A 17,801-nucleotide genomic window follows, 5' to 3' on the forward strand; every position below is an offset into this window, starting at 1 on the left:
GCGGCGAGCGGCCACCGAACCGCCGTCCGCCGCCCCCGTACGGGCGCAGGGTCAACCGTCGCCGGTGCCCCCACTCGGGAGACACGCCCGCGACTGAGCGGGTCGGAACGCCGGTCGTGGTGCTCAGCCGGGCGTGCGCTCGTCCCAGCGCAGCAACGCGACGACGCCCGCGGCCAGCGCGAGCTCGCGCGGCAACGGTAGGCTCGCCGGCACCACGGACACCTCCGCGTCGGTGAGGGCGGCCGCCGCCAGGAGCACCTGGTCGGCGGGCAGCTCACGTGCGTCGAGTGCGGCCCGCGGCAGCGCGAGGCCGGGGTGGTCGCCGGGCGCGATCCCGACGGCACGGGCGCCGTCGAGCTCGAGGAGCAGATGGCCGACCGCGCCGCGGGCCATCGCCTCGGCCACCGCGTCGGGCCCGCCGACGACTCGGTCCCCGACCGCGACACCGCGCGCGACCCGCTGCGCGAGGTCGTCGAGCGTGCCGGCCCGGATCGCGGCGAGGTGAGGGTGCAGCTCCGCCCAGAGGGCTTCGTCGGAGGTGCCGGCAGCGCGTCCGCCCGACTCGAGCTGGGTCACGCTCAGCCCGACGCGCTCGCTCAACATCCCCGCGACATCGGTGCGCGCCCGGACGTCGCCGGCGACGAACGCCACCCGCACGTCGTGGCGCCGGCGCCCGGTCGGCCGCGAGGTAGAGCTCGAGGTCGGCTCCGACCCGGTCGGCGCGGACCAGCAGGAACGGGACCTGGCCGTCGGCGGTGGCCAGCCACCCGGCCAGGTCGGGCAACGGACCGGCGGTGACCACCTCGGACCGTGCCCCGGTGCCCGCGCGTACGTCGTCGAAGAGCACGTCGTCGCCCATGGCGACCAGGGTGCGTCGGGCGCGTCCGGGCACATGGGTCGGGGTGCGCAGCCGTTCCTCGAGCTCCGCGCGCAGCCGCTCGGAGGCGCCGAGCCGCTCGAGCTCGTGCCGGGCGGTGGTCCACCGGCTGGCGATCTCCTGCCGCGCGTGCTCGCTGTCGCGGCTGACGTCGAGGTGCAACGTGACGAACGGTCCCGCCGCCTCGTAGAGGGGGCGCAGGGAGTCGAGCCTCATACGGGCGCCGTACCCCGGCTCCTCGCGGGCATACCGGTGCTCAGGGCACGAGGTAGGTGCGCACGGCGGCGACCACGGCCCGCGCGTAGCGACGTCGTCCGGCATCGCTCTCCATCACCGCGGCGTCGCCGGCGTCGCGCATGTTCCCCAGCTCGGCCATCACCACCGGGACGTCGGAGTGGTTGAGCGTGCCCAGGTCCGTACGGACGTCGATCCCGTCGTCGCCGAGGTACGTCGACGGCGTGAACCCCGCGCCGACCAGGGCGTCGCGCAAAGCGACCGCCAGCCGCTCGGAGGCAGCGAGCACGTCGTCGGTCCAGCCGGCCCGCTCACCGGGCCGGATCACGTGGAACCCGTGCGCCCGCCCGGGCCCGGTCGAGCCGGTCGCGACCCCGTCGGCGTGCAGGCTGACCCGTACGTCGGCGGTCGGGCCGGGCTCCCCGGGGTTGCCGATCCGGCCGCGCTCGTCGATGCACGGCCCCCAGGAGGCGGCGGAGTTGTCGTCGCGGGTCAGCACCACGCGCGCGCCCAGCGCACGCAGGCGGCGGCGGACCTCCACCGCGACCTGCCAGGTGAAGGTCGCCTCCGGGTAGCCGTCGTCGGTCGAGGTACCCGTCGTGTTGCAGGCCTTCTCGAAGCCACCCGCGTCCACCAGCCGGTTGACCTCGGCGGGGAACCGTGCGTTGCCGAGCCGGTGCCCCGGGTCGAGGACGACGACCCGGCCGGCGAGCGGAGCGGGCGCGGACGGAGTGCTCGGCGCGGTCGTGGGCGGGCTGGCCGGGACCGACTGCGTCGGCGAGGGCACCGGGGAGGGACCCGGCGTCCCGTCCCGGTCGCCCGTCGCACACCCCGCCGCGAGCAGCGCGACGGCGAGCAGGAGACCGGGCCGGGGACTCACGCGTACCCGAGCACGTCCTTGCGCTTCTCGCCCCACGCCAGCGCGGAGGAGATCGCCTCGTCGAGCGACAGCTCGGTGCGCCACCCGAGCAGCTGGAGGGCCTTGTCGGCGTTGGCGTACGCACCGGCCGCGTCGCCGGGGCGCGCCGGCGCCTCCACGACGGGCACCGGCTTGCCGACCACCCGCTCGACGGCGGCGAGCAGCTCGCGCACCGTCACGCCGTCGCCGGAGCCGAGGTTGATGTAGGTGTACGGCGCCGCGACCTTCTCCAGCACGGCGTCGAACTCCTCGATCGCGCGCACGTGCGCCCGGGCCAGGTCCCACACGTGGATGTAGTCGCGGATGCCCGTGCCGTCGCGGGTCGGGTGGTCGGTGCCGGTCAGCGTGAAGCTCTCGCGGAAGCCGAGCGCGGTCTGCGCCATCAGCGGCACCACGTGGGTCGCGTCGCGCAGGTGGTAGCCGGTGGTGAGGTCCGGGTCGGCGCCGATCGGGTTGAAGTAGCGCAGGATGATCGCGCGCAGGTCCGTGGCCTTCGCGAGGTCCTCGAGGACCTGTTCCATCATCCGCTTGGTGCGGGCGTACGGCGAGGTCGGGTCGACCGGGTCCTCCTCGGTCACCTCGAACTGCGGCGTGAGCGCGTACAGCGACGCCGTCGAGGAGAACAGGATCCGCGACTTGCCCAAGGCGGTGAGCTCGTCGAACATCTCCAGCGACTTCGCGACGTTGTCGCGGTAGTACTCGTAGGGCAGCGCGACCGACTCCGGTACGACGATCCGCGCGGCCATGTGCACGGTAGCGTCGAGGTCGGGGTGCTCGGCGACGATGCGGCGCAGCAGCGCGCGGTCGGCGATGTCGCCCTCGTAGAAGATCCGGTCGCCGACGTAGGCCCGCGGCCCGGTGAGCAGCGAGTCGAGGACGACCGGCGTGTGCCCGGCCTGTTCCAAGGCGCGGGCGGTGATCGATCCGAGGTAGCCGGCGCCGCCGGTCACGAGAACCTTCATGCCCCGACCCTACTGAGGCAGCCCGCGACCCCCGCCTGCCAGGCTTTACCGCGATTTCATCAAATCTGGGTATGCGGCGGCCGATCCGCTCCTATCCTCGTGACCGAGTCTGTTCGAGCCGGCTCGGCTTCCATGGGGGGAGCCGGGGACGCGCGGACGCAAACCAATCGGGTGGGGACAGGACGCGCATGACCGCGGTGGATCAATCCGGGCGAACCGCCCTGGTGCCCTACCGTCCGCGCCATCCTCTCGCCGGCTACACCCTCGGGGTGCTGGCCCTCGACGTCGCGATCATGGGCGCGGTCGGAGCGCTGGCCGTGTTCGGCCGCGAGACGCTCTCGGTGTTCGAGCGGTCCCTGGGTGTCAGCGGTCAGCTCGGCGTCGTGGGACCGGCCAGCATCGTCGCTTGGCTCCTGGTCACGGCGCTGATGGGCGGCTACCGCTCCGAGCTCCTCGGCGCGGGCGCCGAGGAGTTCAAGCGGGTGCTCCAGGCGACCATGATCACCGCGGGACTGCTCGGCGTCGGCTGCTACCTCGCCAAGTACCAGCTGTCGCGAGGCTTCTTCGTGCTCGCCTTCACCATCGGCCCGATCGCCCTGCTCCTGGGTCGCTGGGCGGCCCGCCAGGCGCTGCACGCGCTGCGTCGACGCGGTCGGCTGCAGGTCCACGTGCTCGTCGCCGGCTCCCCCCAGGGGATCGACGCGATGGCCAGGACGCTGGGCCGGGAGACCTGGCTCGGCTACTCGGTGATCGGCGGCGTCGTGCCGGAGGAGCAGGACCTCCGCGACGAGACCGACGGCGGGGTGCCGGTGCTGGGGCGGGTGGGTGCGCTCACCTCGCTCGCCGAGCAGCAGGGCGCCCACCTCGTCATCTTCGCCGACGGGAGCATCGCCGACGCCGCGGAGATGAAGGAGGCGATCTGGGCGCTCGAGCGGCACCGCGTCAAGGTCGCCCTCGCCCCGCGCCTCGACAACATCTCGCTGGAGCGGATCACCATCCGCCCGGTGAGCGGCGTACCGCTCATCCAGGTCGACTCGCCGACCTGGAGCGACGCGGGCGCCCTCGGGAAGCGCACCTTCGACATCCTCGGCGCCGCGTTCCTCCTCGCCGTGCTCGCGCCGCTGTTCGCGCTGGTGAGCGCCGTGATCTGGCTGCACGACCGCGGACCGGTCACCTTCCGGCACCGCCGGATCGGTCGCAACGGTGAGCCCTTCGACTGCCTCAAGTTCCGCACGATGTGCGTGGACGCCGAGTCGCTGGTCCAGGAGCTGCAGGACCAGGCCAGCGAGAGCGCGCTGTTGTTCAAGATGACCGATGACCCGCGCATCACCCGGCCGGGGCGGTGGCTGCGCCGCTACTCCTTCGACGAGCTCCCCCAGCTCGTCAACGTGCTGCGCGGCGACATGAGCCTGGTCGGCCCGCGCCCGCAGGTCGACCGCGAGGTGGCCCTCTACGAGGGCGCGATGTCGCGCCGGCTCCTGGTGCGCCCCGGCATGACGGGCCTGTGGCAGGTCTCGGGCCGCAACGACCTCGACGTCGCGGAGGCGATGCGCCTCGACCTCTACTACGTCGACAACTGGTCGATGCTGCAGGACCTCGCGATCCTGGGCCGGACGGTCCGAGCGGTCGCGTCGTCCGACGGCGCCTACTGAACCGCTTTCCGGCCCGCGCGGCGGTGGGGCGGATTAGGGTTCACCCCGCCCGCTCTCTCCCTGGAGGTTCCCTTTGTTCGCGCTCGAGTGCGCCACCCGGTCCTACGACTGGGGCTCGCCCGTCGCCATCCCGGACTTCCTGCGCCGTGACGCCGACGGCCGACGGGTCGCGGAGCTCTGGGTGGGCACCCACCCGCTCGGCACCGCCGAGGTGGTCGACGCCGCCGGGGAGAGGCGTGCCCTGACCGAGGTCGCCGGCGAGCTCGGGTTCATGCTCAAGGTCCTCGCCGCGGACCGGCCGTTGTCGATCCAGGTGCACCCCGACGCGGCCCGGGCCGCCGCGGGCTTCGCGGCCGAGGAGGAGGCCGGGATCCCGATCGACGCGCCCCAGCGGGTGTTCAAGGACCCGTACCCGAAGCCGGAGATGGTCTACGCACTGTCGACCTTCGACACCCTGGTCGGCCTGCGCCGCACCTCGGAGATCATGCGGGTCCTGCACGCGCTGGAGCACCCCCTGGCCGAGAGCCTGATGACCGAGCTGGTCGCCCACACCGGCTTCGCCGGCATCGTGCGGCTGGTCGAGGGCCTGCTCGCGGCGCCGCCCTCCCCCGAGGTCGTCACCGAGGTGGCCCAGGCCTGCCAGAAGGCGCTCGACGCCGGACGGGACGTCAAGCGCGCCTTCGAGACCGCCGTCGAGCTCGCCGAGGCCTACCCCGGCGACGTGGGCGTGCTCGTCTCGCTGCTGATGAACCGGCTCACGCTGCAGGCCGGCGAGGCGGCGTACCTGGCCACCGGCATCATCCACGCCCACCTGCGCGGGATGTGCCTGGAGGTGATGGTGTCCTCCGACAACGTGCTGCGCGCGGGTCTGACCCACAAGCACGTCGACCCGCGCGGCCTGGTCCGCTGCCTGGAGGAGGGCACCTCGCGGGCGGCCCGCGTGGAGCCGATCGTCTTCAACCACTCGACCGACGTGTTCAGCCCCGGCGGTGACTTCGGGCTCTCGGTCACGCAGAGCTCGCCGGCCGACCCCGCCGGCGTCGTGCTGCCCGCCTCCGGTCCGCGGCTGCTGATCTGCACCGGCGGCTCGGTCGCGCTGGTCAACCGGCGTGACGAGGTGCTCCGCCTCGGGCGGGGCGAGGTGGCGTACGCCGACGACAGCGACGGCGAGCTGCGCGTCGCCGGCACGGGCGAGATCGCCCAGGCGTTCGTCCCGGCCACGGACGCCCGCGGCCAGCTGTTCGACCTGCTCTGACCTCGGCGGCGGGTCAGCTCGGGTCAGCGCCGGGTCAGCGCCGGCGCAGCCCCGCGAGGGCCGGGCGGACGTCGGCGAGGTAGACCAGCGCGGCCACGGTCAGCGCCAGGTTCACGATCGACAGGTTGATCGGCACGACCTGCAGCAGGACGCCGACGCCGAGGATCGCGGTCCAGGACGCCTTGTTGAGCTTGTCGGCGGCGACGTAGGACTCGCTGGAGTAGAGCAGCGAGCTGACCAGCGCGAAGATCTTGATCACGAGCAGCGCGAAGGCGATGCCGACGTTGATCCACAGCTCGACGTCACTCACCGCACCCACGAAGCCACCGCTCATGGCCCCAGCGTAGTTGGCACCCGTCGGACCGGCGCGCCCAGCGGACCCCACCGGAGGCAGAACGGCCCCGAGGCGTCTGCCTCGGGGCCGTTCGAGCGGGCTGTGCCGGTTCAGCTGGCGGGCGTGGCCTTGGCGGCGGGCGCCTTCTTGGCGGCGGGGGCCTTCTTGGCCGGCGCCTTCTTGGCGGCGGGGGCCTTCTTGGCCGGCGCCTTCTTGGCGGGGGCGGCCTTCTTGGCGGCCGGCACCGGGGCGGCCGGGGCAGCCGGGGCAGCCGGGGCGGCCGGGGCGGCCTTGGCGGCGACCGGAGCGGCCTTGGGGGCCTCGCCGGTGCGCAGCTTCACGACGACGCCCTCACCGCGCTTGGCGAGGTCGGCGTACAGCGCGGTGGCGGTGGCGACGTTCTCGTCGTACGCGCCCTTGACGGTGCTCTGGACCTTGGCCGGGAGGGCCTTGGCGTCGGCCTGCAGGTCGGCGATGCGCGCCTCGGCCTGGGTACGACGCTCGGCGAACGTGGCGACGGCCTTGCCCTGGAGGGTCTTCGGCTCGGGGAACTCGAAGCCCTTCACGGTGTTCTGCACGCCGGCGACGCGAGCGGTGACGTCCTTCTGCACGTCGGTGACATAGGCGACCGCCTTGGCCTGCACGTCGGCCACGTAGGACTTGACCTCCTCGACGGCGAGGTCGATCACGCCGACGCCGGCGTAGATCGGCTTCGCGGCAGCCGCGGGGATCTCGGGAAGGTCGACCAACTTGCGGTCGAGGGTCGGGATGTCGATCTTCGGGATGTCGATCTTGGGGATCTCGATCTTGGGGAGCTCGAGCTTCGGCATTGGTTTCACCCTTCGTCGGTGACGGCGTCAGAGTCCGTCTCGGTGTTGGTTGGCGCGTCCTCCTGCGCCGCGACGGCCGCCGTGGAGCGATCCGTGTCGGCCGCGTTGAGCGCGAGGAACGATGCGTAGACATCGAGGAGCGACTGCTTCTGTCGCTCGGTGAGGCCGGTGTCGCTCACGATCGCGAGCTCGACCGATCCCCCCACGCCGTCATCAGGGCTGAGGATCCCGGCCCTGATGTAGAGCTGCTCGGCGGAGATCCGCAGGGCCTTGGCGATCTGTTGCAGCACCTCGGCCGACGGCTTGCGGAGCCCCCGCTCGATCTGGCTCAGGTACGGGTTGGAGACGCCCGCCTGGTCGGCGAGCTGCCGCAGGGAGAGACGGGCGGACACCCGCTGCTCCTTGAGGTAGTCGCCGAGCGACCCGACGGTCTTTCCCACCTTGCCCTTGGCCATAGGACCATGGTGCTAGCAATAGTTAGCAAAGTGCAAGCAGGCGCTGCGTGAACTCCTTCACAAGCGCTCCGCGACGCCGCCGTCGGTGATCGGCGTCCGCTTTCACTGTTCAAATCGGATCAACTCACTCGACTCTGTACGATCACCCGTGTGTCACGCCCGCCCCTGCCCCAGCACTGCCCGACGCAGCGCGAGCTCGACGACCTCGAGCTGCTGACGTCGGGCGCGGCCGACCCGATCCGCGGGTTCAACGAGCCGGGCAGCCCGCTCACGCTCTCCCTGCCCACCGAGCTCCTCACGCACCTCGACGAGGGCGACGAGGTCGAGCTGGTCGACCCCGAGGGACTGCCCCTCGCGCGGGTCTCCAGCGCGCTGCGCGGCCTGGCCGTCACCCCGCTGACCCACGCGCAGTTCGGCCCGTTCCGCCGGCTCTACCTGTCCCCCGCCGCGGTCCGGGAGCAGTACGCCGGGCGCACCTTCGTCCCCGTCACCGACCTGATGACCGACGTCCAGGTCGAGCAGCTGCGCGGCCTCGGCCCGGTCGTGCTGGTCGCCCTCGTCGGTGCCGGCACCCCGGCGATCAGCCCGGTCGGCCTGCTGCGCGCGACCCAGCGGGTCGCCGACGCGATCGGCGCCGCCGTGGTCGCGGTCCCGCTCGCCGACCACGCCTCGCTGGCCGACCCGGCGCTGCGCATCTCCGTGCTGACGTCGTACGCCGACACCGATCCGGTCGTCGAGCTCGCGTACGGCGGCCACCTGCTCCCCGCCCTCGCCGACATCAACGAGGCGGAGCGCCCTCGGCGCGACCAGCAGGGTCTGGTCCTGTTCTTCACCGGCCTGTCCGGCAGCGGGAAGTCGACGCTCGCGCAGGCCTTGATGGACCGCCTGCTCGAGCACGGCGGCCGGAGCCTGACCAGCCTCGACGGCGACGTCGTCCGCCGCAACCTGTCCGCGGGCCTCACCTTCTCCAAGGAGGACCGCGAGACCAACATCCGTCGGATCGGCTGGGTGGCCGCGGAGATCTCGCGCCACGGCGGGCTCGCGGTCTGCAGCCCGATCGCACCCTTCGACGACACCCGCCGGCAGGTCCGGGCGATGGTCGAGCAGGCCGGCGGCGCGTTCTTCCTCATCCACGTCGCGACCCCGCTCGAGGAGTGCGAGCGGCGTGACCGCAAGGGCCTGTACGCCAAGGCGCGGCGCGGCGAGATCCCCGAGTTCACCGGCATCTCCTCGCCCTACGAGGAGCCGCTCGACGCCGACGTCCGGGTCGACACGACCGGGCGCACCATCGAGGACGCCCTCGGCGACGTCGTGGCCGCCCTGCGCGACGCCGGCTACCTCGACCTGACGACCCCCGAGCCCGCTCCGGCGACCGGAGGCGCTCCGGCGCCGAGCCTCGAGACCACCGAGCTCTCCGGACGCGTCGCCTCGGGGCTCGCCGCGCTCCCCGCCGACGACAGCCGCGACGTCCCCGCCCCGAGCCCCGGGACCCGCGCCGCGGCCGACGGCGCCCGCCCGCTGCGGGTGCTCTTCGTCTGCACCGCGAACATCTGCCGCTCGCCGTACATGGAGCTGCGCTCGCGCGCCCTCGCCGGCGCCGACGGCGGCATCGAGTTCGCCAGCGCCGGCACCCACGGCTTCGACGCGCACCGGGTCGACCGGACCATGGCCGAGGTCCTCGCCGAGCGTGGCGTGGGCAGCGACCTGCTGAGCGGGTTCGCCAGCCGGCCGTTGACCGAGGACCTGATCGAGGCCGCCGACCTGGTGCTCACCGCCGAGGCGGCGCACCGGCAGTTCGTGCTCGAGGAGGTGCCGAGCGCCTTCCGCAAGGCGTTCACGCTCGGCCAGTTCGCCGAGTCCGTGGAGCGGGTCGACCCCGGCCTCCACGGCGCCGAGCTGGTCACCGCCGTCGGCCACCGCCGCGCGGGCACGGCCGAGCACCACGACATCCGGGACCCGTACCGCCGGGGCAAGGCTGCGGCCGAGGTCTCGGCCGACCAGATCGACGCGCTCCTCCAGGCCGTGCTGCGCCGCCTCACGCAGCCCAGCGCTCCCAGCACCGCACAGACAGGCGAGCAGTAGTGGACGACATCCTCACCCTGACCGCGCTCTCCATCGCGGCCGCCGGCTTCTTGGTCGGCATCGTCGTCGGCCTCACCGGGATGGGCGGCGGGGCGCTGATGACGCCCGCGCTGATCTTCCTCGGCGTGGGCCACACCGCCTCGATCGTCACCGCCGACCTGACCGCCGCGGCGATCTACAAGACGGGCGGCGCGATCACCCACGCCCGGGAGGGCTCGCCCAACCTGCGCCTCGCGGGCTGGCTGATCCTCGGCTCGGTGCCAATGGCCTTCCTGGGCCCGTGGCTGGTCAAGGCCGTCACCGACGACCCGACCGAGCTGGAGAAGACCCTCAAGCTCTGCATCGGCGTCGCGCTGCTGTTCGCCGCGTCGACGTACGCCCTGCGGCTCTACATCAACCTCAAGCGGGTACGCCGGGGCGGCTCGCGGCCCGACGACGACCCGCGCATCCGGCCGATCCCGACCCTGCTCGTCGGGATGCTCGGCGGCCTGCTCGTCGGCGTGACGAGCGTCGGCTCCGGCTCGGTCATCATGATCGCGCTGCTCATGCTCTACCCCGGCCTGTCGGCCGTCCGGCTGGTCGGCACCGACCTGGTCCAGGCCGTGCCGCTCGTGCTCAGCGCCGCGCTGGCCAACATCGCCATCCACGGCCTCGACTGGGACCTGCTGATCCCGCTGGTCGTCGGCTCCGTGCCCGGCACGCTGCTCGGCTCCCGGCTCGCGCCGCGGGTGCCGCAGTCGTTCATCCGCCGCGGCATCGTGATCGTGCTGACCATGTCCGGCGTGGCCCTGCTGTTCAAGGCCGGCCTGCACCCGTTCGGCGAGGGCCACGACACGCTCGAGGCCATGCTCGTCGCCGGCGTCGGGATCGCGATGCTCGTGCTGGTGCCGCTGGTGTGGGGCCTGCTGCGCAAGCAGGCCGGGCTCCCCGCCTTCGGCGCGCCGACGGTGGCCGAGATCGAGTCGTTGGGCAGCCCGGAGCGCAAGCGCACCCACACCTGACCGAACCGGTGGTTGAGGTGCGAGCGAAGCGAGCCTGACCGGTGGTTGAGGTGCGAGCGAAGCGAGCCTCGAAACCCTCAGCCGACCCGATGGAGCTCGCGCTGTCCCTCGGCGAAGAACGGACGCTCGGCGGCAGCGGCACGCGCCAGCCCGAACGTGAACAGAGCGGCGGCAGCGACCCACGTCGTACCCGCGGCGGCGATCAGCATCTCCATGGCAGTCCCCCTTGACTGCCATCCACGGTACCCCCGCCAGCCGGCTCGAGCCCTCGTCTGATCGGCGCGCACCCGCATGGTCATTTCGGGTGGGGTGCGCGGATCTACCGCGCAACGACCGGATTCGTCGCCCGAGGCGCTCCGCCACATCTCCGGTCGGCGCGACGCCACGACCGGCCCCGCCGGGTCAGCCGTGCCGGTCAGTCCCGGCCGTACAGGTCGCGGGTGTAGACCTTGTCCGCCACGTCGTCGAGGACGTCGGTGCGCCGGTTGGCGATGATCACGTCCGCCTTCTCCTTGAACGTGGCGAGGTCGTTGACCACCTTCGAGCCGAAGAACCGCTTCTGGTCCAGCTCGGGCTCGAACACGACGACCTTCACGCCCTTGGCCTTGATCCGCTTCATCACGCCCTGGACGGCCGACTCCCGGAAGTTGTCCGAGCCCGCCTTCATGGTGAGCCGGTAGATGCCGACCACCTTCGGGTTGCGGCGCAGCACGTCGTCGGCGATGAAGTCCTTGCGGGTGGTGTTGGCGTCGACGATGGCGCTGATCAGGTTCTGCGGGACGTCGCGGTAGTTGGCCTGCAACTGGCGAGTGTCCTTCGGCAGGCAGTAGCCGCCGTACCCGAAGGACGGGTTGTTGTAGTGCCCGCCGATGCGCGGGTCGAGGCCGACGCCCTCGATGATCTGGCGGGTCGCGAGACCGTGGGTGGCGGCGTAGGTGTCCAGCTCGTTGAAGTACGCCACCCGCAGCGCCAGGTAGGTGTTGGCGAACAGCTTGATCGCCTCGGCCTCCGTGGACCCGGTGAACAGCACGGGAACGTCGTCGTCGACCGCGCCCTGGAGCAGCAGCTTGGCGAACAGCCGGCCCGGCTCGGTGTCGGAGCCGACCACGATCCGCGAGGGGTGCAGGTTGTCGTACAGCGCCCGGCCCTCGCGCAAGAACTCCGGGCTGAACAGGATCGACGCGCCGGGGTGCGCCTCGCGCAGCGTGTTGGTGTAGCCGACGGGCACCGTCGACTTGATGACCACGGTGGCGGCGGGGTTCGCGGCCAGCGCCGCCTTGGTCACCCGCTCGACCGTCGAGGTGTCGAACCGGTCGGTCTCGGGGTCGTAGTTCGTCGGCGTCGCGACGATGACGTACGACGCGTCGGCGTACGCCGCCTTGGCGCTCCGGGTCGCCTGCAGGGACAGCCCGGGCCGGCGCAGGTGCTCCTCGAGCTCGGGGTCGACGATCGGCGACCGGCGCTCGTTGACCGCCTCGATCCGAGCGGCATCGACGTCGAGCACCCACACGTCGTTGTGCTGCGCGAGCAGCACGGCGTTGGACAGGCCGACGTAACCGGCCCCCACCACGGTGATCTTCATGCTTCCGAGGCTGAGCGCGGCGCCTGAACGGCCCCGGGAGGCGGGATGGCCGCCCGGTGACCGTCAGGAGACCAGTCACTGGTCCCAGATGGTCGCGATCGGCAGGCTCCAGCGACGCGGGCCGTAGACGTGGCCGCGGCCGGCGGTGTTGAGCACCACCCCGCCCCGGAACCGCCCGCCCGCGCGGCGCGCCAGCGCGTCCAGGCCGGCGAACTGGTGCGGCCGCAGGCTCGCCGCCGTGCGCACCTCGATGCCGTACAGGCTGTCGTCGGGCAGCTCGACGACCAGGTCGACCTCGAGGCCGTTGCGCTCGCGCAGGTAGGCCACCCGGTGCTCGACCGCGCTGGTCGCCTGCTGCCGGAGCAGCTCGGCGGCCACGAGCCCCCGCAGCAGCGGGGCGAGCCGGCTGCGTCCGGACAGGTCGGCCAGGTCCGCGGCCGGAGCACCGCTCAGGTGTCGCGCCACGGCGGGGTCGGCGAACACGGCCTGCGGGCGGCCGATCGCGCGCTTGGCGACCGCCGCCCGGCTGCCGGGCAGCAGCACCAGCACGCCGAGGCGCACCAGCAGGTCGACGTACGGCGTCAGGGTGGTCACGGGCAGTCCGGCGGCCTGCGCGATCCGGGCCTTGTTGAGCTCGGCCGCGGGCGGGTCCGCCAGCGCGGCGAGGACGGCCCGCATCCGGTCCGGGTCGAGGCGGCGCATCCCCCGCGCCCGTCGTACGACGTCCTCGAGCTCGTCGGCGACGCCGGGACGCTCCATCAGCGCGACGTAGTCGGGCACCGACCACGAGGTCCGCACCTCGCCCGACACCAGGGCGCGGGAGCCCAGGCGGGCGACGAGGTCAGCGGCCACGGTCAGCCAGCCTAGGGCTCCGGCGGCAAACTCGTCGATTTGTCTAGCGGGTCGCCACCGATGCCCCGCTGACAGGGAATGCGTGGCACGATGACCGGGGTCTGAGCGGTACCGATGACCGCACAGGCACGGAAACACCCCGAAAGGACAGGTCGCCCAGGCATGACTCAGACGCACAGCGACTACCGCCTCAGCCAGCTGGACCAGCTGGAGGCAGAGTCGATCCACATCTTCCGCGAGGTCGCGGCCGAGTTCGAGAAGCCGGTCCTGATGTTCTCCGGCGGCAAGGACTCCATCGTGATGATGCGCCTTGCGGAGAAGGCGTTCTACCCGGCGAAGATCCCGTTCCCGGTGCTGCAGGTCGACACCGGCTACGACTTCCCCGAGGTCCTCGCCACCCGTGACAACTGGGTCGACCGGCTCGGCGTGAAGCTGATCGTCGCCAGCGTCGAGCAGGCCATCAAGGACGGCATCGTCATCGACGACGGCAAGACCTCGCGCAACCGCCTCCAGATCGGCACCCTGCTCAACGCCATCGAGGAGAACGGCTTCACCGCCGCCTTCGGTGGCGGCCGCCGCGACGAGGAGAAGGCCCGCGCCAAGGAGCGCGTCTACTCCCACCGCGACGAGTTCGGCCAGTGGGACCCGAAGAACCAGCGCCCCGAGCTGTGGAGCCTCTACAACGGCCGCCTCCACGAGGGCGAGCACATGCGGATCTTCCCGATCTCCAACTGGACCGAGCTGGACATCTGGGACTACATCGGCCGCGAGGGCATCGAGATCCCCAGCATCTACTTCTCGCACCGGCGCCGCGTGTTCCAGCGCGACGGCATGCTGCTGTCCGAGAGCGAGCACAACCCGCTCCGCGACGGCGAGGTCGCCGAGGAGCGCACCGTGCGGTTCCGCACCGTCGGTGACCTGACCCTGACCGGCTGCGTGGAGTCCACCGCCAGCACCATCCCCGAGATCATCGAGGAGGTCGCGGTCGCCCGGGTCACCGAGCGCGGCGCGACCCGCGGTGACGACCGGTTCTCCGAGGCCGCAATGGAGGACCGCAAGAAGGAGGGCTACTTCTGATGTCCGCTACCAACATGGACCTCCTGCGCTTCGCGACGGCCGGCTCGGTCGACGACGGCAAGTCCACCCTCATCGGGCGCCTGCTGCTCGACTCGAAGTCGATCTTCGAGGACCAGCTCGAGGCGGTCGAGGCCACCAGCGAGGCGAAGGGGTACGACTACACCGACCTCGCGCTGCTGACCGACGGCCTGCGCTCCGAGCGCGAGCAGGGCATCACCATCGACGTGGCCTACCGCTACTTCGCGACGCCCAACCGCAAGTTCATCATCGCCGACACCCCGGGCCACGTGCAGTACACCCGCAACATGGTCACCGGCGCCTCCACGGCCGACCTCGGCCTGGTGCTCGTCGACGCCCGCCAGGGCCTCACCGAGCAGTCGCGCCGGCACGCGGTGATCCTCTCCCTGCTCCGCGTCCCGCACCTCGTGCTGGCGGTGAACAAGATGGACCTCGTCGACTTCGACCAGGCCGTCTACGAGAAGATCTACGCCGAGTTCACCCAGTTCGCGACCAAGCTCAACGTCCCCGACCTCGAGGTCATCCCGATCTCGGCGCTGCAGGGCGACAACGTGGTGACCCGCTCGGAGAACATGCCGTGGTACTCCGGTCCCACGCTCATGCACCACCTCGAGCACGTCCACGTGGCCTCCGACCGCGACCTGATCGACGCCCGCTTCCCGGTGCAGTACGTCATCCGCCCGAAGTCGGACGAGTTCCACGACTACCGCGGGTACGCCGGCCAGGTCGCCGGCGGCGTCCTCAAGCCGGGCGACGAGGTCGTCGTCCTCCCCTCGGGCATGACGTCGAAGATCGCCAAGATCGACCTGTTCGACAAGGAGATCACCGAGGCCTTCCCGCCGATGAGCGTCACGGTCCACCTCGAGGACGACGTCGACGTCTCGCGCGGCGACATGATCGCGCGGGTCAAGAACGCCCCGGTCCCCAGCCAGGACATCGACGCGATGATCTGCTGGATGACCACCACCCCGCTGCAGCCGCGGCAGAAGCTGGCGATCAAGCACACGACCCGCACGGGCCGCGCGCTGGTCAAGGACATCCAGTACCGCCTCGACGTCAACACGCTGCACCGCGACCAGGAGACCAAGGAGCTCGGCGTCAACGAGATCGGCCGCGTCACGCTGCGCACCACGGTGCCGCTGCTGTGCGACCCATACTCGAGGAACCGCACCACCGGCTCGTTCATCCTGATCGACGAGGCGACCGGCGTGACCGTCGGCGCCGGCATGATTAACGGCTGACGTCCGCGCAACGCCCAGCGGTGCCCGTCCATGTTGGACGGGCACCGTTGACGCTTCTCGGCTAGTCACGCCTGGGCGCATCCCACGGCCAGAGATTCCTTCGGCTCCGGAGCAGCGAAAGCCACGCAGAGCGAGGCGGGCTGGATCGGTACCGTACGAGCGGCATCCGAAGCGCGTCGATGCGTCAGGTGCCTGGGCTCCCCCTGCGCATCGTCGACCGAGCGGCCTCCATGGCACGTACCGAGCCGATCTCATCCCCAGCAATAGCGGCGCGCCGTTTGGCTGAGAGCTTTGGCGCGCCACCAGCCGAGCCCGCCGACTGCCGCTGCGCCGAATCGCCACTCGAAGGGCGTGTGATCAAGCCGTATCCAAGGCCCGCGACAAGGAACCACGCTGGAAAGACTGAACTGCCCAGCAGGCCCCAGCCGGTCCAGCCAATCATAAGAATGACTGGCGCCAGCGCAAGTACGGCCGTCGACGCCGCACCCTGAGGTCCCGCCTTACGCCGCGCACCGAGAGCTCGCATCACAAGGACGAGCAGAGGTACGGCCAGTAGCACCGAGCCAGCGATTCCGAGTTCTGCTGCGGCAAGGAGATAAGTGCTGTGCACGGGCACCCCGGACGCCGTCAGTTGGTCCGTCTGACCGACTGTCTCGACGTAGGAATTCGGCCCCACCCCGAACCAAGGAGCGTTTCTGATCGCACGATGCGCCACTGGCGTCAACTGGCTGCGGGCTCCGCCGCTCGGATCTTCGGCAAACCGAGCAGCGACCACCCCGAAACTCCCAGCAATGCCCAGCATGACGATGCCGATCATCGCCATCTTCTTAGCCCGGGAGAAGACTTCAGGAATCTGCAAGAGCGCCCAGAAAGCAACGAATGCGATCACGCCAATTATGACAGCGCGACCGCCTGTCATGACCGCGACCATGAGCGCAACCCCTGCCGCCAAGAACACATGAGGGCGCCTCAGTCCGGAAGAGCCATGCACTGCCGTCATAAAGAACGTGGCTAGCAGAAGAAGGACGATCTTTCCGAGATCATTGGGGTGAGAAATGGTCCCGTTGAAGCGCCCCTCCAATAGAGCCGCCTGAGCCGGCGCCATCGGGTTGATCGCATAGCCCAGCGCCTGTAGCGCGACCACGCCGAGTTCCAAGAGAAGCAGCAGCAGCGCGACTCTTCCAACAAATGCGCGAGCACGATCATCGACGGCTAGGCCCGCCGCAGCGGAACAGCCGACGATCCACGCGACGAGGCCCGACGCGACATGCATTAGCCCGGAAACCACTTCCGGCGTGCTCGGCCAGGCAATCGAGAATGCGACCAGCATCCACACAAAGACTGGAAGAACGAGAACGGCTCCTCTCACCCGCCCACTCAGGACGAATAGGCCCGTCATCAGCAGCAGAGCCACGAGCCAGGTTGCAATCGCCGGCTGCGCAGTGGAAATGCCCACATGTCGCGTCCGCCCACCATCAGTCAAGATATGCGGAGCAGCGACGATGACGACGAGCGGAATAACGACAGGTACCGCAGCCCGCAGGCGCCGAGGAATAGACAAGGCTGCCATTCCGACCAGCGCAGCAAACACGAGGGCCGTGATCACAGCTGATCGCCGAGGGCTCTGGTCAGATCGCCAGCACGGTCAGCGCACCGATCCGCACGAACAGCCGTCATGTCATAAGCGTCATCAACGGCGGCGCGGTCAAGTCCACCAACTAGGTCCCTCACGGAAGACGCCGCCGGGGCGGGCTCGTCAAGTGCAGAATAGAAATCCTGATACTTGAAATCCGGCTCTCCGTGGCCGTCGATATTGAACCGGATGGCCGGCCTGCCCAGCGAGTGAGCAACGATCAGCCCGTGCAGACTCGAGGACAGGACCAGCTCGCTCGCCGCGACCTCCCTGATGACGTCGCGAGGAGGAAGCGTCGGCGGAATTATGCGGAACCCCGAAGCACGCAAAGCTCGGACTGCCTCTCGGCCTGCTACAGAGTTCCAAGTTCGGAAATGTGGAATCGCCGACCGGCGACCACGCACGTGAGTTCCACTAGTTGTCGCGAATTCCGATGCGAGCACTCCCGGGTCTCCGACCGGCGTGCCACTCAGGCCAAGAGCAGTCGCCGACAATTGGCCCCTGACTGCTGCGAAGCTGATGCCGTCGCGGTCCTGCTGCGAAGATCTGCGGCATCCAGATCCCCACACCACACCTTGAAACCCACCGGCTATGAGCAACTCAACGATCGAGCCCACGGCCGCGAGCGCCGCCCGCTGCGGCGGGGCCCAAGTGACGCGGCGCCCAGTCACAAGCTCGACGACCATCGGCGACAGCTCGTCGCCGAAGTTGGTGCCGAGGCGACGAGGAACTTCGGCTGCGAGAGAGAGCCAGCCACGGCTCGCATGCCTAACCTCTGGCCACATTGCCCGAGGCGA

The 17,801-nt window shown here is 70.8% G+C and carries 17 protein-coding genes; 6 read left to right on the forward strand and 11 right to left on the reverse strand.

The features are described from left to right. Nucleotides 1-123: 123 nt before the first annotated feature. The 3 genes from KU893_RS03545 to galE form a co-directional block, all read right to left on the reverse strand. Complete coding sequence (locus KU893_RS03545; protein WP_246591748.1) at nt 124-894, reverse strand: baeRF2 domain-containing protein; 771 nt, start codon at nt 892-894, stop codon at nt 124-126. Between the two features lie 239 nt (nt 895-1,133). After that, the gene (locus KU893_RS03550) at nt 1,134-1,991 is read right to left on the reverse strand and encodes an N-acetylmuramoyl-L-alanine amidase family protein (protein ID WP_218232941.1); all 858 of its coding nucleotides are present in this window, start codon (nt 1,989-1,991) and stop codon (nt 1,134-1,136) included. Beyond that, complete coding sequence (galE, locus tag KU893_RS03555) at nt 1,988-2,992, reverse strand: UDP-glucose 4-epimerase GalE (protein WP_218232942.1); 1,005 nt, start codon at nt 2,990-2,992, stop codon at nt 1,988-1,990. The genes KU893_RS03550 and galE overlap by 4 nt, the downstream gene beginning before the upstream one ends. A gap of 224 nt (nt 2,993-3,216) precedes the next feature. Here galE and KU893_RS03560 point away from each other — a divergent pair, with 224 nt between their 5' ends. Together KU893_RS03560 and manA are read left to right on the forward strand one after the other, a co-directional pair. Continuing rightward, on the forward strand, nt 3,217-4,644 hold the full coding sequence (locus KU893_RS03560; protein ID WP_218232943.1) for a sugar transferase: 1,428 nt from the start codon (nt 3,217-3,219) through the stop codon (nt 4,642-4,644). 73 nt (nt 4,645-4,717) lie between these two features. Beyond that, the gene (gene manA, locus KU893_RS03565; RefSeq protein ID WP_218232944.1) at nt 4,718-5,899 is read left to right on the forward strand and encodes a mannose-6-phosphate isomerase, class I; all 1,182 of its coding nucleotides are present in this window, start codon (nt 4,718-4,720) and stop codon (nt 5,897-5,899) included. A 34-nt stretch (nt 5,900-5,933) separates the two neighbouring features. Here manA and KU893_RS03570 read toward each other — a convergent pair whose 3' ends face one another. From KU893_RS03570 to KU893_RS03580, 3 genes are all read right to left on the reverse strand, one after another. Further along, nucleotides 5,934-6,233: a DUF2516 family protein gene (locus KU893_RS03570; RefSeq protein ID WP_218232945.1), complete on the reverse strand. Its 300-nt coding sequence runs from the start codon at nt 6,231-6,233 to the stop codon at nt 5,934-5,936. 110 nt (nt 6,234-6,343) lie between these two features. Next, on the reverse strand, nt 6,344-7,063 hold the full coding sequence (locus KU893_RS03575) for a hypothetical protein (protein WP_218232946.1): 720 nt from the start codon (nt 7,061-7,063) through the stop codon (nt 6,344-6,346). Between the two features lie 5 nt (nt 7,064-7,068). Further along, nucleotides 7,069-7,518 carry a helix-turn-helix domain-containing protein gene (locus KU893_RS03580; RefSeq protein WP_218232947.1) on the reverse strand — a complete coding sequence of 150 codons (450 nt, stop codon included), beginning with the start codon at nt 7,516-7,518 and terminating at the stop codon, nt 7,069-7,071. Between the two features lie 150 nt (nt 7,519-7,668). Between KU893_RS03580 and cysC the strand changes: the two genes are divergently transcribed. Together cysC and KU893_RS03590 are read left to right on the forward strand one after the other, a co-directional pair. Continuing rightward, nucleotides 7,669-9,600 (forward strand): adenylyl-sulfate kinase, encoded by a 1,932-nt coding sequence (cysC, locus tag KU893_RS03585; RefSeq protein ID WP_257440846.1) that lies wholly within the window; start codon nt 7,669-7,671, stop codon nt 9,598-9,600. Further along, on the forward strand, nt 9,600-10,601 hold the full coding sequence (locus tag KU893_RS03590) for a sulfite exporter TauE/SafE family protein (protein WP_218232948.1): 1,002 nt from the start codon (nt 9,600-9,602) through the stop codon (nt 10,599-10,601). The genes cysC and KU893_RS03590 overlap by 1 nt, the downstream gene beginning before the upstream one ends. Nucleotides 10,602-10,678: 77 nt before the next feature. Here KU893_RS03590 and KU893_RS03595 read toward each other — a convergent pair whose 3' ends face one another. From KU893_RS03595 to KU893_RS03605, 3 genes are all read right to left on the reverse strand, one after another. Continuing rightward, nucleotides 10,679-10,816: a hypothetical protein gene (locus KU893_RS03595; RefSeq protein WP_218232949.1), complete on the reverse strand. Its 138-nt coding sequence runs from the start codon at nt 10,814-10,816 to the stop codon at nt 10,679-10,681. Between the two features lie 200 nt (nt 10,817-11,016). Then, a complete protein-coding gene (locus KU893_RS03600; RefSeq protein WP_218232950.1) occupies nt 11,017-12,183 on the reverse strand; it encodes a nucleotide sugar dehydrogenase in 1,167 nt (388 codons plus the stop codon). Between the two features lie 75 nt (nt 12,184-12,258). Continuing rightward, the gene (locus tag KU893_RS03605) at nt 12,259-13,035 is read right to left on the reverse strand and encodes a DUF4143 domain-containing protein (protein ID WP_218232951.1); all 777 of its coding nucleotides are present in this window, start codon (nt 13,033-13,035) and stop codon (nt 12,259-12,261) included. 162 nt (nt 13,036-13,197) lie between these two features. Here KU893_RS03605 and cysD point away from each other — a divergent pair, with 162 nt between their 5' ends. Next, nucleotides 13,198-14,112 carry a sulfate adenylyltransferase subunit CysD gene (gene cysD, locus KU893_RS03610; RefSeq protein ID WP_218232952.1) on the forward strand — a complete coding sequence of 305 codons (915 nt, stop codon included), beginning with the start codon at nt 13,198-13,200 and terminating at the stop codon, nt 14,110-14,112. After that, nucleotides 14,112-15,371 (forward strand): sulfate adenylyltransferase subunit 1, encoded by a 1,260-nt coding sequence (locus tag KU893_RS03615; protein WP_246591750.1) that lies wholly within the window; start codon nt 14,112-14,114, stop codon nt 15,369-15,371. Before cysD ends, KU893_RS03615 begins: the two co-directional genes overlap by 1 nt. 184 nt (nt 15,372-15,555) lie before the next feature. Here KU893_RS03615 and KU893_RS23460 read toward each other — a convergent pair whose 3' ends face one another. Both KU893_RS23460 and KU893_RS23760 read right to left on the reverse strand, forming a co-directional pair. Continuing rightward, nucleotides 15,556-16,977: an O-antigen ligase family protein gene (locus KU893_RS23460; protein WP_218232953.1), complete on the reverse strand. Its 1,422-nt coding sequence runs from the start codon at nt 16,975-16,977 to the stop codon at nt 15,556-15,558. Continuing rightward, a complete protein-coding gene (locus KU893_RS23760; protein ID WP_372449663.1) occupies nt 16,974-17,789 on the reverse strand; it encodes a polysaccharide pyruvyl transferase family protein in 816 nt (271 codons plus the stop codon). Before KU893_RS23760 ends, KU893_RS23460 begins: the two co-directional genes overlap by 4 nt. Between the last annotated feature and the right edge of the window lie 12 nt (nt 17,790-17,801).

This window comes from Nocardioides daeguensis (assembly GCF_019192965.1).
In the GTDB taxonomy this organism is placed as follows: domain Bacteria; phylum Actinomycetota; class Actinomycetes; order Propionibacteriales; family Nocardioidaceae; genus Nocardioides; species Nocardioides daeguensis.

Excerpts from the sequence above, each read along its gene's own strand:
- KU893_RS23760 (WP_372449663.1), bottom strand. The coding sequence starts at position 17,789 with ATGTGGCCAGAGGTTAGGCATGCGAGCCGTGGCTGGCTCTCTCTCGCA.
- KU893_RS03595 (WP_218232949.1), bottom strand. The coding sequence starts at position 10,816 with ATGGAGATGCTGATCGCCGCCGCGGGTACGACGTGGGTCGCTGCCGCC.
- KU893_RS03600 (WP_218232950.1), bottom strand. The coding sequence starts at position 12,183 with ATGAAGATCACCGTGGTGGGGGCCGGTTACGTCGGCCTGTCCAACGCC.
- KU893_RS03580 (WP_218232947.1), bottom strand. The coding sequence starts at position 7,518 with ATGGCCAAGGGCAAGGTGGGAAAGACCGTCGGGTCGCTCGGCGACTAC.
- KU893_RS03615 (WP_246591750.1), top strand. The coding sequence starts at position 14,112 with ATGTCCGCTACCAACATGGACCTCCTGCGCTTCGCGACGGCCGGCTCG.
- cysD (WP_218232952.1), top strand. The coding sequence starts at position 13,198 with ATGACTCAGACGCACAGCGACTACCGCCTCAGCCAGCTGGACCAGCTG.
- galE (WP_218232942.1), bottom strand. The coding sequence starts at position 2,992 with ATGAAGGTTCTCGTGACCGGCGGCGCCGGCTACCTCGGATCGATCACC.
- KU893_RS03570 (WP_218232945.1), bottom strand. The coding sequence starts at position 6,233 with ATGAGCGGTGGCTTCGTGGGTGCGGTGAGTGACGTCGAGCTGTGGATC.
- KU893_RS03575 (WP_218232946.1), bottom strand. The coding sequence starts at position 7,063 with ATGCCGAAGCTCGAGCTCCCCAAGATCGAGATCCCCAAGATCGACATC.
- KU893_RS03545 (WP_246591748.1), bottom strand. The coding sequence starts at position 894 with ATGTGCCCGGACGCGCCCGACGCACCCTGGTCGCCATGGGCGACGACG.